At 64.3% G+C, this 13,084-nt stretch carries 13 protein-coding genes; 9 read left to right on the forward strand and 4 right to left on the reverse strand.

The window, feature by feature from the left end:
* Window positions 1-21 precede the first annotated feature (21 nt).
* From RZE79_RS33635 to RZE79_RS33650, 4 genes are all read left to right on the forward strand, one after another.
* Entirely contained in the window at window positions 22-285 is a 264-nt protein-coding gene (locus RZE79_RS33635; protein WP_319361762.1) for a type II toxin-antitoxin system Phd/YefM family antitoxin, read from the forward strand.
* 4 nt (window positions 286-289) lie between these two features.
* The gene (locus RZE79_RS33640) at window positions 290-616 is read left to right on the forward strand and encodes a CcdB family protein (protein ID WP_319361764.1); all 327 of its coding nucleotides are present in this window, start codon (window positions 290-292) and stop codon (window positions 614-616) included.
* 351 nt (window positions 617-967) lie between these two features.
* Window positions 968-1,477 (forward strand): ABC transporter ATP-binding protein, encoded by a 510-nt coding sequence (locus RZE79_RS33645; RefSeq protein ID WP_373696590.1) that lies wholly within the window; start codon window positions 968-970, stop codon window positions 1,475-1,477.
* Window positions 1,478-1,778: 301 nt separating this feature from the next.
* Window positions 1,779-3,743 carry a metallophosphoesterase gene (locus RZE79_RS33650; RefSeq protein ID WP_319361766.1) on the forward strand — a complete coding sequence of 655 codons (1,965 nt, stop codon included), beginning with the start codon at window positions 1,779-1,781 and terminating at the stop codon, window positions 3,741-3,743.
* Window positions 3,744-3,935: 192 nt separating this feature from the next.
* On the opposite strand, the gene RZE79_RS33655 is transcribed toward RZE79_RS33650, so the two are convergent.
* Window positions 3,936-4,433 (reverse strand): arsenate reductase ArsC, encoded by a 498-nt coding sequence (locus RZE79_RS33655; RefSeq protein WP_319361768.1) that lies wholly within the window; start codon window positions 4,431-4,433, stop codon window positions 3,936-3,938.
* A 429-nt stretch (window positions 4,434-4,862) separates the two neighbouring features.
* Between RZE79_RS33655 and RZE79_RS33660 the strand changes: the two genes are divergently transcribed.
* The 3 genes from RZE79_RS33660 to RZE79_RS33670 all read left to right on the forward strand — a co-directional run bounded on the left by RZE79_RS33660 (window position 4,863) and on the right by RZE79_RS33670 (window position 7,374).
* On the forward strand, window positions 4,863-5,048 hold the full coding sequence (locus RZE79_RS33660) for a hypothetical protein (protein WP_319361770.1): 186 nt from the start codon (window positions 4,863-4,865) through the stop codon (window positions 5,046-5,048).
* 147 nt (window positions 5,049-5,195) lie between these two features.
* Window positions 5,196-6,830, forward strand: coding sequence for an SMI1/KNR4 family protein (locus RZE79_RS33665; protein ID WP_319361772.1), 1,635 nt, complete (start codon window positions 5,196-5,198; stop codon window positions 6,828-6,830).
* Between the two features lie 310 nt (window positions 6,831-7,140).
* Window positions 7,141-7,374 (forward strand): hypothetical protein, encoded by a 234-nt coding sequence (locus tag RZE79_RS33670; RefSeq protein ID WP_319361773.1) that lies wholly within the window; start codon window positions 7,141-7,143, stop codon window positions 7,372-7,374.
* 15 nt (window positions 7,375-7,389) lie between these two features.
* Here the strand turns inward: RZE79_RS33670 and RZE79_RS33675 are convergent, their stop codons facing one another.
* Together RZE79_RS33675 and RZE79_RS33680 are read right to left on the reverse strand one after the other, a co-directional pair.
* Window positions 7,390-7,878, reverse strand: a complete 489-nt coding sequence (locus tag RZE79_RS33675; protein WP_319361774.1) for an SET domain-containing protein — start codon at window positions 7,876-7,878, stop codon at window positions 7,390-7,392.
* Window positions 7,879-8,116: 238 nt separating this feature from the next.
* Window positions 8,117-9,226 carry a DUF2855 family protein gene (locus tag RZE79_RS33680; protein WP_319361775.1) on the reverse strand — a complete coding sequence of 370 codons (1,110 nt, stop codon included), beginning with the start codon at window positions 9,224-9,226 and terminating at the stop codon, window positions 8,117-8,119.
* 205 nt (window positions 9,227-9,431) lie between these two features.
* Here RZE79_RS33680 and RZE79_RS33685 point away from each other — a divergent pair, with 205 nt between their 5' ends.
* Entirely contained in the window at window positions 9,432-10,349 is a 918-nt protein-coding gene (locus RZE79_RS33685) for a LysR family transcriptional regulator (RefSeq protein ID WP_319361776.1), read from the forward strand.
* A gap of 155 nt (window positions 10,350-10,504) precedes the next feature.
* Here RZE79_RS33685 and RZE79_RS33690 read toward each other — a convergent pair whose 3' ends face one another.
* A complete protein-coding gene (locus tag RZE79_RS33690; protein ID WP_319361777.1) occupies window positions 10,505-11,800 on the reverse strand; it encodes an acyl-CoA dehydrogenase family protein in 1,296 nt (431 codons plus the stop codon).
* A gap of 176 nt (window positions 11,801-11,976) precedes the next feature.
* Between RZE79_RS33690 and RZE79_RS33695 the strand changes: the two genes are divergently transcribed.
* On the forward strand, window positions 11,977-13,017 hold the full coding sequence (locus tag RZE79_RS33695; protein WP_319361778.1) for an endonuclease/exonuclease/phosphatase family protein: 1,041 nt from the start codon (window positions 11,977-11,979) through the stop codon (window positions 13,015-13,017).
* Window positions 13,018-13,084 lie beyond the last annotated feature (67 nt).

Here is a 13,084-nt window from a genome sequence, read left to right on the forward strand (position 1 = left end):
GCTACTTTGCAGGATCGAGCCATGATCACCGTCACATCCGTGGAGGCGCAAAACAAGTTTGGGCAACTCCTGGACACAGCGCAGCGCGAGCCCGTCATCATCACGCGTCACGGGCGGCCTGCTGCCTACATGATCTCGCCTCAAGACATGAAGGAATTCCAAGAGGTGCGGGCACGCAGCGGTCAAGGCAAATCTGCGCGCGATTGGGCCACGGCAAGCGCACAGGCTTGGAACGATTTCGACACCCAATTCGGCTCATTCGCGGACGAGCATTCAACGCTCTGAACCGGTGGCGCAGTTCGACGTTCATCGCAACAAAGGGAGCCAGAAAGATAGCATTCCCTTTGTGGTGGTCATCCAATCCGCGCGATTCGATGGCTATCGTCGCAGAGTGGTTGTTCCCTTGGTCTTGCGCCAGCACGCGCCAGGTTCATCCATTTCCGGCTCCCGGATGAATCCCATCTTCCGCATCGGGAGCGTCGAAGTCGTCCTCAATCCTTTGCAGGTGGTCTCCGTGGCGAGCGATCAACTGGGGGTAGTAGTCGACTCTCTTGCGGAACATGGGCAACAGATCATTGATGCGATGGACGAGCTGATGACCAGAGCCTGGGGATAGGAGGCGATGCGCTTTTGGGGAACTTCGGTTGAAGGCCCCCTGATAGCTCGACTCGAGCCAGCTGACATTCGAGAACGCCCGAAGACCGTGATCACTTTGCCTCTTGCAATAGGGGGGCGTGCCAGCCCCGTGACCTGCCGCATCTAGGGGGGCAGGATCAGGGGCCGCGCTCTCGGCACGCCATTGGCACCACCGGGACGGCATTTATCAGCAAATTGCTACCGTCGCCTCGATCGGCCCGCCGCGCCTCAAGGTGTTGTAGATGGGACAGGTATCGGTGAATGCATCGACCAGCGCGCGTGCGGGGGCCAAGTCGACACCGCCCAGTACAAACGCCAGCCGGATGGCTGCGTGCGACAGCCGCAGGCCTTCCTGTTCGACGAGCCGCTGTCGAACCTCGACGCCAAGTTGCGCGTGCAGATGCGCACCGAGATCAAGGCGCTGCACCAGCGGCTGGGCACGACCACGGTGTATGTCACGCACGACCAGGTCGAAGCGATGACCATGGCCGACCGCATCGTGGTGCTGAAGGAAGGAAAGGTCGAACAGATCGGCGAGCCGCTCGCCCTGTACGACCGCACGCGCAACGCCTTCGCGGCCGGCTTCATCGGCTCGCCCGCGATGAACTTCATCCCCGGCCGGTTGCAGCTCGACGGCGCACCGCATGTGTTGAGGGACGACGACCTGCGGCTGCTGCTGGCCAACGTATCGAGCGGCACGCACGGCGACCGTGTGCTCTACGGTACGCGCCCGGAGAACTTCACCCTCGACGCCGGTCAGGGCCTGCCCGCCGACGTGGTGGTAGTCGAGCCGACGAGTTCGGAAACGCAGGTCGCGCTGCCCTGGGCGGCCATACGGTGATGGCCGCCTTCCGCGAGCGCATCGATGCCCGCCTCGGCGAGCGGCTGCCGCTGTGGCCCGTGGCAGCGAAGGCGCATTTTTTTGATGCGGCGGGTGGGCAGCGGCTCAATTGAGGCAGTCAGTCGAGGGTGGCGAAGCCGCTGCCGATGAGCGGCCCGATGCCGCCCCATGCTGCGCGCTCAGGCCTGGCGGTCGAATTGGCCGTGGATGAAATACAGGGCGAGCTCTCCTAGTGCTTTTTGATTCATTTTCCTGACACGGACCCCCGATAGCGTGACGCTCTTTGTCTGGAGCAGAGGGTATGCGTAGAACGAAAACGAATGTCGGCGCGTTGTCGCTGATGGCGCTGCTGACCTTGACCGCTTGCGGCGGTGGAGGTGGCGGCGCAGGAGGGATCGCCTTTCCCGCCGTGCCGCCGGCCGGAGCACCGGCCACTCCCGAGACGCCGGCACCGCCCGCAGCCACAACGCTGCGCATCGGCATCCTTCCCGATACCCAGGGCAGCGAATCGGGCGTGGCGCTGCATCCGATGAAGGCCATCCTCGATCTTTACGAAAAGTCGGGCGTCAATGTCGTGCTGGCGGTGGGCGATCTGGTCGAGAACGGCACCGCGAGCGAATACAGGCTCTGGCGCGAGATGGCCGACAAGTACCGAAGCAAGATGACGATCCTTCCGATCATGGGCAACCACGATCCGAAGGGCATCGATCAGGACTGGTACGACACCGTGGAGTCGTTCATTCCGGCGGACGCAGAGCACATGCCGGGCTCGCGCAACAAGAACTACGTGGTGGTGCGCGACAACGTGCTGTTGATCAACATCTCCTACGGCTGGATCGAGCGCGCCTACGACTTCGTCGAAGCCATGGTGGCCAAGCACGGCCCGAAGGTGGATCACATCATCCTGCAGACCCACAACTCGTTCGCGGGCAACCGCTATGGCCTGGTGCGCGAGAACATCGTCGACGGCAGCCACGCCATCGTCAACGACGTGAAGTTCCGCGACGCCTACGACAAATACCGCAAGCTGCTCGCCGCGCACGACGTGATCTATGTGTCAGGCCACGAGCATCACTATTCGCGCAGCGTCGTGCGCGACGACAACGACCTGGCGTTCACGCAGATCGTCTCCGGCAATTCGGCCTACAAGGGCTACGAGACCCGATTCGGCGAACATGAGCGGATCCAGAGCATGCTGATGTTGAAGGTCCAGAACGAGGCGACCGGCAGCATCGACGCCAATGCGTCGATCTTCGAGATCAGTGGGCCTGCCATCGACTACCGCTCGTATTACGTGACCCACTCGGTGTTCAGCAACACCGATGCGCCCCAGCAACTGGCGGCGCCCGATTGGAAGCTCATGGACCGCTTCGTGCGCACGAAGGACCGGTGCGAGAAGATCGTGTATCCGGCCAGTGTGCCTGCGCACGTGCAGCGCAACGGCCTCTACGATCCGTCGTATCGCACCAGCGCATGCACATCCGCCGGCGGCAGCCGGGCACGCCTGCTCGACGGGCGCAACGACACGTTCAGCCGGCACGACACGCGCACGCGTGCGATGAGCGCCACGCCGGGCTACTCGTTTGCGAGCAGCAACCTTGAAATGGAAGCGATGATGTACCGCTACATGTTCATCCGCGATGCGAGCTTCAGCCCGAACCTGAACAACAATCTGCGTGCCCGGGTGGTCAACGAGGGCACGCCCGACGAAGAGGTCCAGGTGCGCGGCACCACGATCGACCTGAAGAAGCTGGTGTCGCTCAACTGGAAGGCGGCCGGGGCGGACACCCTGTCCGATCAACTGCTGGTCAGCGGGATCGTCAGCCAGGATGGAACCTACATCGATGCCTATGGACGGCCCAAGGACATCCGCATGCAAACAGGACTTCCCGGCAGCCTGGGCGACGGGACCGAAGCGGGCAAGACGCCGGTCATGCTGCCCGCGAACGCCAAAGGCGGATGGACGCTGGACAACGACAAGCGCGGCGACAACTACGTGCTCGAGTTTTCGTTGCCCAAAGGTCGTTCCGTGGCCGATACACAGCTGGCCAGATACGACAGTTCTTCCGGCAAGTGGGTCGCTTTGGGCACGCCCGCCTGCGTGAGCAAGACGGCCTACCAGAGCGCCTATCTGACCACGTTGCCGGGTGATGTCGATGCATCCTGCGGTGCTTCGCCTGTCGTCGTCGGTTACGACGCGCAGGCATCCGCCTACTGGGCGCGGTTGAACCAGGATGGCCGCTTCGCCCTCATTGCCAGACCCTGAGCCGATCACTGCTGCGCGGCATGGCCGCGCAGCTTGATTCATCGGAAGACGCGGAGGATGCCGCCGGCCTCGAGGAGCCCGCGCTGAAGCGCGGGTGCCAGAGGCATCCTCTACCAGCGCCGACGAGCATCCGATCCAGTATCGGCGCCGCAGATGAAGCACGGATGACATGCAACAAGCGCCGCATCGCAGTCAAGCTCCCCCGATGCGCCTTGCCTCGACTTCGATCACGAGCCGATCGATGCGTTCATCGGGCAGGTTGACCAGCAATTCCACGTGGCGACGGATCGCATGCATGGCCAGCGAGAACGGCTCGGTGCCATCCCCTTTGCTGTCGGCAAGAGGGTCGGGATGCGACCAGTGTGCCGACGCCGGATGACCGGGCCAGACTGGGCAGGCCTCGCCTGCGGCTTCGTCGCAAAGCGTGACGATGAGGTCCATGTGCTGCGCCGACGCTGCACCGAGTTCGCTCCAGCTCTTGCTGCGTAAGCCGTCCGTCGGCAGACCCGCGCCGCGCAGCACCTCGAGCGTGCGGGCATCCGGCAGCCCGTCTGGTGTCGGCGAGCTTCCCGCGGAGTAGGCAACGAAACGGCCATGGCCCAGGTGATTGAGCAACGACTGCGCCATCAGGCTGCGCGCGGCATTGCTGTTGCACAAGAAAAGAACATGGATCGGGTGGTGGGGGGTCATCGCGGTACATGGTGGCTGCCCGAGGCTGGCCCGTTGGCTGAAGACATGATGCATTGACTCGAACTCCCATGACGTGCATGTGACTCGGCCGATGTTCCACACAACTCTTCACGCGGGACGCGATCCCTTACGTTAAAGACGCTCGCGCTCGACCAGTCCATTTGCACTGCGAGCCCTGCTCGCCTACGCTGCAAGACGGCCGGGTCAACAAGATCAGTGAAGCGCCTCTTCGTCGGTTTGGCCCCCGCTGTCACGCGCCTGGCATGGACAGGCGCTAAGTTCGATACCCCACCGAAGACGTTTGGATCAACGGTGTGGCGCTCCAAGAACCATCGGTTTCCATGTGAGGTTTCTATGGACAATCCGTTTTCTGCTTGCCTGTGCGATGTCACCCATCTCCGGGGCGTGCCCCGCAGCCCCTGGACACACATGCTGCCCTGGCTGTGCCTGTACCGCTGTGAGAACTGCGGCAAGACTCAGCTCCATCCACCGCACGCCGTGGAGGAAGCGCTCCACAAGCGCGCGACCCGAGGCATGACCGCGAAGAAGGGCTATCGGTTCGGACCGTCGCGAATTCAGGAAGCAAAGGTCTCCGTGCACCGGCCGACGCATTGAGGGCCGGATGGACCTTCGGCGATGTGGGCCGAACCCTCGGCCTGCCAAGCGCTGGCTGCGCCCTTGGAACTGCAGTCACAAGCAGTTCGGGCCGCAGCCGGGCCCATGCGGATAGGATGGCTTGATCCAAGGCAACAGGGGATGCGGATGAGCAGGAACGTCGCTGGCGCATTGCGCATCACTGCGGCAATGACAGTGGTGGTGTCGCTGGCGGCAGCCGGCTATCTTGGGCGCTCACCCTGGATCGTCGTGGTGGCGACACCGGCCCTGACCTTGCTGTATGCGCTGGGCAAGTTTCGTCAGTGGCAGATGGCCTGGCGCGCCGGCGGATTGAAAGCCATCGGCCCCAGCGTGCTGGCGACGTTGCCTGTTCAACTAGTGCTTGGCTATGTTCTCTACCTGATCGGGCGGGGACTGGCGAGCCTGTTTGTGCCCACACCGATCGCCGCCTTCAGCTCCGCGGATGTGCTTGGCGTCGGCGCGGTGTTTCTGATGTGTCTGGCGTGTTCACTCGCCATCATCCAGCTGGAGGGGCGTGCGAGCGCACCCGACGATGCGGGATCGACGCGTGACGCGGCTCCATCGTTGCCTTTGACCGAGGAGGTGGAACTCGACATGGATCCGAGTCCACTGACGCCAGAAACTTTCTTCGAGTCCCCTGGGTACTGGCGGCCCGACCCGTTGCGCGAGGCACTGGAAGGTCGTGGCCGACGTGTCGCCAAGCCGGCCCTGGCGGCCAGCGATGCGCAGCTCGCCGCGACGGAGGAGCGGCTGGGCTTTCGGCTGCCGGAAAGCTTGCGCGCGCTCTACCGCATGCTGGACGGCGGCTATGTCGGGACGCTCTATGTGCCGTTGAAGGCAGACCCGCGACCCGTCTATGACGACTGGCGTGGCGCCTTCAGCATCGACTATTCCAGTCTCAGTCCCTTGAGAGACCTTCGCACGGTGCGTGCGCACTACGAGGACTTCACGCACGATCCGGATGACATGCCCGCTCACGCGGACACGCTCGTGGTGCTGCAGGCGCGCTATGGCGACATGACGCTGCTCGACTACTCCCGGCCAGGCGAACCCCGGGTTTCGATCGTCGACTTCGACAGGAACGGCGATTTCGCCGACATCACGTTCGAGACATTCGACGCATTCTTTCGCGCGCTGCGGCGGCCGAAAGAAGAAGCGCCGCGCCCCTTCCGTCGCGAACTCTTTCGCAGCAAGCCGCTTGGAGACCTGCCCGGGGCTCGGCGCGCGAACGCTTTCTGGGGCGACGCCAACCATCCTTTCGTCAACATGGCCAAGGGCAGAGACGATGGCTGGCAGCCGAAGGCTGTGGCCGACGAAACATTGATCGACGAGACGCAAGCGCGGATTGGCGCGAAGCTGCCTGAAGCGATCAAGGAATTGTGGCGGGCCAGGAACGGTGGCGATGTTGCCTACCGGTTTTTGGATGATGGCCCGGACAATGAACTCCAGCCTTTCGACGAACTGGCGCCGCTGGAGTATGCCGAGACGCTGGCCGAGCTTTCGCGGCGTATCGACTTTGCGCCCGGGGAAACGCCGTGGCATGAGTCGATTGCAGAAGCAGACAAGCTGGTCGTGTTGAATGCCAGGCGCGATGCGCTGGTGTTGCTGGACTTTCGCCGGGGCGGTGCCCCGGTGCTCCTGGTGGTCGACGATTTTGTCGCTTCCGGCATCGACAACGCTCGCGCCTTCGAAGACATCGAGGCGTTCATCGGGAAGCTGCGCAAATTCGAGCGCTCGCCCCTGTTGCCGTCGCCGCTGTGATGGGCGCCGGATGCTTGCGCCGCAAGGGGGCCGCGCAGGGAGCGTCGAAGCTCGCGACATTTCCCGCGCAGCTTTGGCCCGCATGATCGCAACACCGATGACCGTCGACCTGCGAGGTCGTGCTTCCGTGAGAAAAAGGTTCACTTTCTGGAGGCCCAACAGAAAGTGCAATGACCTCGTCTCATGGCCAAGGCAGCGTCAACGGCTGGGTATGGGCGTGAAGAACTCCGGCCCCCGGCGCGAGCATCGGTAGCACATCTGGTCACAAGCGGGATCGCCGCATTGGCGACGACGGCACTACCATGCCGCCATGTCCCAGAGTTCCTGCCCATCGCATCCGACGGCCGGCGACCACCCCGACAACCTTCAGGGGCAGGCGGACGAAACACCGGCAGTGCCGGCCCCATCTCATCTGCCAGATACGGCCTCGTCTTCCACACGCCCGACGCCGGAAGAAGCACAAGCCGTGTTGCAGTTGATCGACAACTTCGACCGCGCGCTGATCGCGCTCATTCACGAGACCCGGTTGGACCCCGCGCGCTGATTGCGTTGGTGCAGTTCAAGCCGACGTGGCCAGCGGCGCCAGCAGAGTGCCACGGCACCTGAGCGAGCCGCATTGGCACGAATAGTCTTGTGGATCGGCGTTCGCGTCCACGTTCAGCGCGTAGTCGATGAAGAGCTCTTCGCCCGCGCGTATGCGGCGGATCGCTTCGATGCGCAGCACGAGCTGCCCGCCTTCCCCGTACTCCTCTTGGGCCTCGCAGTTGGGCTCGCAGGCGTGATTCAGGTGACGTGTCGCGTTGCCGCCCTCGGCGCCATCGATGGTCGTGCCGTCGGACAGGCCGAAGAGATAGGTCAGCCGGTTGTCCCAATCCTCGCCGTGGGCTTCGTCCGCGCTGTAGCGCCGCCCCGTGTAGAGCCCGATGAGCGAGCCTCGCGGCAGATCGCAAAGCGCGAAGGCGCCTGCGCCGTGCACGTCGCTGTGGCGCACTTCAATGTGGGGATGGTCTGAAATGGCTTGTTCGGTCATGGATTCCGTGCTTTGCATGGGCCTCTCGTCGATTGAATGCTCATCGTGCTTTGCCGCAACATTGACCATTCCAAAGGGGCGGCCCAAGGTGGCTCGCAAGAAGCGAGCCGAGCGTGAAGTGAACGTCAGCGGTGCAAACGGTCAGGACGGCCGGCAGTATGCCGTGACACGCGCACAGCTGACGGCAAAACTGCCAAAGCAGATGATCGTTTGGAGAGGGCGCGACGAAGGTGTTGCGTGCGTCCGACTCGAAATTTCAGGCGACGACGAGGCCCGCCACGCGCCCCACCCGCGGATCACTGCCGCCATCGAGCACCTGGAGGTACGCCTGCGTCACAGCCGCCGGGCCTGCGTGGCGTTCGATCACCAGCAGCGGCTCGCCACCGCTGCGCGGTCGGACACAGAAGTCCGCAAGCCCTGCGTACGCTGCGGTCAAACGGCGCGAGAACTCTGCCCCACCCCATTCGGCCGTACGTTGGCGGATGCGATCGGGCGCGGAGAACACCTGCACCGGCGGCCCCGACAGATGACCGGGCGGGCCCAGGCGGCCGACATGCGTGTAGCCGATGGCCAGGCTGTGACGCAGGGCGCGCAGGTGCGAGTGAAGGGCCATGCGAAGCGGACCGTTGCCGGAATAGTCGACGTAGATGCACGGCGTGTCCCGGTCCATGTTGTTCACTTCGTCGTATGCCACGACACGGTCGTAGCAGCCGAGTCTCTCGCAGAACGCCACGTTGCCGCGGGACGTCAGGCCCACCACCGCCCCGTCACCCGCCGCGCGCAACTGCAGTGCCGTACCGTAGGCTGTCTTGCTCGAGGCGCTGGAGATGAGTACCTGGCAGGCGCCGCCACTGCGGCGTTCTTCGACAAGGTCGCTCACCAGCCAGGAGGTGATGAACAGCGGCCGCAGCACCGCCTGCACGTCTTCCGTATCCGGTGCATGCAACGGATCCCTCTCGCAGCGCGCATAGTGGTTGTAGACCGGGTGCAGGCCAGTGCGGTGGCCCATGCCGTCGAAGAACGCCAGGGCATTGACGCGGGCGGGCTCGAGCACGACTTCCGAGGACATCGGCATGAAGCCGTAGACGCGCTCGCCGTCCGGCAGCTGCGGGTGGCGCGACTCGATCACACTGGCAAATCCCCAGACCGGCAACACACCCCATTGCACGCTGGCATTGCCCGGCGGGAAGTACTTCCAATAGTGGGCCTCGTCGCCCAGCGCGGCGTAGGTGATGTTGTTCGCGGTGAGCGCGAACAGGTCGACGCGTAACCGCACCTGACCCGGCGCAAGGGCGGTGCGTGCGCGTGTCTGTACGCGCGTGGAAGCGAAATTGCGCTTGTCGACATGGAGTTCGGTGACCGTCATCGGGGAGTCTTTCCGTCTTGGCGTGAGCTGATCGAGGGACCAGACGACCGCGAGGCTACGGTGCGCCGCCGGCCGGCACCAATCAACAATCGGCAGTGCGGCCATGCATGCGGCGAATAGTGCGTCACGCCGCCGTCACATCCGCGCCAGGCAGCAGTCCCCCGCACGACTTGCAGCAGCCGGTCGAACGGCTATGGTGCCGACCATGGTGAATATCAGCAGGGTCGACCTCAATCTGTTGGTGGTGTTCGAGGCCATCTACGCGCAAGGCAGCATCACGCGCGCGAGCGAAACGCTGCACCTGACGCAGCCCGCGCTCAGTCACGCGCTCGCGCGCCTGCGCGAACTGATCGCAGATCCGCTGTTCGTGCGTTCCGGCAACCGCATGGTGCCCACCGCGCTGGCCGAAGAGATCATCGCGCCTGTTCGGCGCGCCTTGACGGAGATCGACAGCACGCTGCGGCAGTTGCACACGTTCGACCCGGCGCGATCGGCGCGCGAGTTTCGCATCGGCTTTCGCCACGTGGTGGAGACGGCCACGCTGCCCAGCCTGGCCGCACGCGTGCGGGCCTGCGCGCCCGAAGTGAAGATCAGCTCTGTGCCCTATGAGCGCGACAACCTCCATGGGGAGTTGGCCTCGGGCGCGCTGGACCTGGCCGTTGACGTGCTCATGGCGCCTGCGGAGGGCGTGCGGCACGAACTGCTGCTGTCAGGGCGCATGGTGGTGGTGGCGCGCCAAGGCCACCCGCGCGTGCAGGGCACCATCGATCTGGCGACCTACCTGGACCTGGACCATGTGCTCGCGACGTCGCGCCGGTTCGGGCCCGGCGTGGAAGACCTCGCCCTGCATCGCCTGGGCCACCAGCGGCGCGTGAAGCTGCGCTGCCAGCATTTTTCCACCGCGTGCGAGATCGTGGCGCGGACCGACCTCGTGCTGACCATGCACGAACGCCATGCCCAGGCGCTGAACGCGCCGCTGGCCAATCGCATCCTCTCGCTGCCGTTCGGCGCCCCGATGCATGAGCTGTACCTGTACTGGCACGCGACCTCCGACAAGGATCCCGGCAACCAATGGCTGCGCGAGCAGGTGGTGACGGTCTATGCCACCGACCCGCAGGCCTGAAGCGCGGCGCTGCATGGACCTGCCACGCATCCCATGCGACAGCGGCCCCAAGCGGCCAAGCGACCCTTGCGAGGCATCGTGTCGCGGACCGCCTCCCTGCCCCCGCCCTGCCGCGCATGTCTCGGCGTGTGAGGCTCGGCGGTATGACGGGTTGCTCAATCCTCTTCCAGCATCTGCGCCATGACAACCCCGTCACGAGGGGCATAGAAAGCGCGTGCGGCCGCGGCCGTGCGTCGCATGTGCGCCCGCCCCAGCTCCAGCTTGGCGATGGCGTTGCAGTGCACCTCGTCCGGACCGTCAGCCACGCGCAGGATGCGCGCATCGCGGAAGAACTTGGCTAGCGGCGTGTCCTCGGTGAAGCCGGCTGCGCCATGAGCCTGGATCGCCCAGTCCAGCACCTTGCAGGCCATGCGCGGGGCCACCACCTTGATCATCGCGATCTCGGCCTTGGCCACCTTGTTGCCCACCGTATCCATCATGTGCGCGGCCTTCAGCGTGAGCAGGCGTGCCTGGTCGATCAGGCAGCGGGCCTGCGCAATGCGCTCGTGCCACACGCCCTGGCGCGCGATCTCGCCGCCGAAGGCGACCCGGCTTTGCAGCCGCTCGCACATCAGCTCCAGCGCCCGCTCGGCCACGCCAACCAGCCGCATGCAGTGGTGGATGCGCCCCGGGCCCAGGCGGCCCTGCGCGATCTCGAAGCCCCGGCCTTCGCCCAGCAGGATGTTGGACACCGGCACGCGCACCTCGTCGAGCGTCATTTCCATGTGACCGTGTGGCGCGTCGTCCCAGCCGAACATCATGCAAGGCCGGAGGATGCCGACCCCAGCGGTCCTCATCGGTACCAGCACCATCGACTGCTGGCTATGGCGCGGCGCCTCCGGGTCGGTCTTTCCCATGACAATGAGAATCTCGCAGCGCGGGTCGCCCGCGCCAGAGGCCCACCACTTGCGCCCCGAGATGACGTATTCCTCGCCCTCGCGGCGAATGCGGGTCTGGATGTTGGTGGCGTCCGACGAGGCGACGGCTGGTTCGGTCATCAGGAAGGCCGAACGGATCCGAGCATCCAGCAGCGGCGCCAGCCACTTGTCCTTCTGCGCGGCAGTGCCGTAACGCTCCAGCGTCTCCATGTTGCCCGTGTCGGGCGGTGAACAGTTGAACACTTCGCCGGACCACGACACGCGGCCCATCAGTTCCGCAAGCGGTGCGTACTCCAGGTTGGTGAGCCCTGCGCCGTGTGCAGACGCCGGCAGGAAGAGATTCCACAGGCCTGCGGCGCGGGCCTTGGGTATCAGTTCCTGAACCACGATGGAGGGCTCCCATTCGCGTCCTGTGCGACGGTTGGATTCCACATCACGCCAGTAACGGCCCTCCTGCGCCACGATGTGTTCCTCCATGAAGGCGTTCACGCGCCGACGCAGGTCCTCGGTCTTGCTGCTGTATTCGAATGTCATGAGCGCACGATAGGGAGGACGTCATGAACGGTCCAATGAACGCTTGGCGCAACGGCCATGAACGCCCCGCATGGCCGCACTGTCTGTCCCTCGATGGCTCAGCCAGGCCAAAGAACCATCTTGCTCCTGTCACATGCCCGCGCTAGCGTTGAAAAGTCACACCCAAGGAGCTCATGATGGGACGGTCCACGCTCAGCATCGCAACCTTCAACCTGTTCAACCTCAACGAACCCGGCCTTCGGATGTACACGAACGAGGAGGGATGGAGCCAGGCGCAGTACGACAAGAAGATCGAATGGACGGCCCATCAGTTCAAGCTGCTGGAGGCGGATATCTTCGGGTTCCAGGAACTGTGGCATGCCGACTCGCTGGTCAATGCGCTGCAGCTGTCGGGCCTGGCAGATCGGTACGACGTGCTGGTCCCCGATGGTGCCAATGGCACCAGGATCGTCTGCGCGAGCATCGTGCGCAAGGGACTGCTCACTGGTGAGCCCACATGGATCCGCGACTTTCCCGAGGCCTTTGTGCTGCGCTCCGAAGGCGACGATCCGCAAACGCCGCAGATCGGCGTGAACATCCGCGGCTTCTCCCGGCCGGTGCTGCACTTTCGGATCAAACCGCGTGAGGACGGCCCCGACGTGCATGTCTACGTGTGCCACTTCAAATCAAAGGCGCCCACCAAGGTCTTCAACGAAGACTGGTACCAGAACGACAGGCAGACCTACAGCAAGCACGGCGATGGCCTCGGCGCCGCGCTGTCCACCATCCGCCGAACCGCTGAAGCGGCAGCGTTGCGCTTCCTGCTCAGCGAAGTGATGAAGGGCAGCGATACGCCCGTGATCGTGCTGGGGGACATCAACGACGGCCAACACAGCAACACGGCCAACATCCTCACCGACCAGCCCCGCTTTCTCGTAGGCGATTCCAAAGGTGGCGGCGACACGGCGCTCTACACGGCGCAGACCCTGCAGGAGTACCGCGACAGCCGGGACGTGTACTACACGCACATCCATCAGGATGTGCGTGAATCGCTGGACCATGTGCTGGTGAGCCAGGAGTTCTACGACAACAGCCGCAAGCGGCTGTGGATGTTCGATGGCCTGATCATCAACAACGACCACCTGAACTTCGAGGATCACAAGGGCCTGGGCACCAACGACCACGGCATCGTGCGCGCCACGTTCAAGTACAAGCCGGTTGCCAGGGCCGAAGTCTGAACCTGCCTGAGAGCGGTAGGCCATGGATGGGCCGCGATGGCTCGGGCAGCGGCGTTTCGCGGCACGT

Source organism: Variovorax sp. EBFNA2, from assembly GCF_033802765.1.
Taxonomy (GTDB): domain Bacteria; phylum Pseudomonadota; class Gammaproteobacteria; order Burkholderiales; family Burkholderiaceae_C; genus Variovorax; species Variovorax paradoxus_H.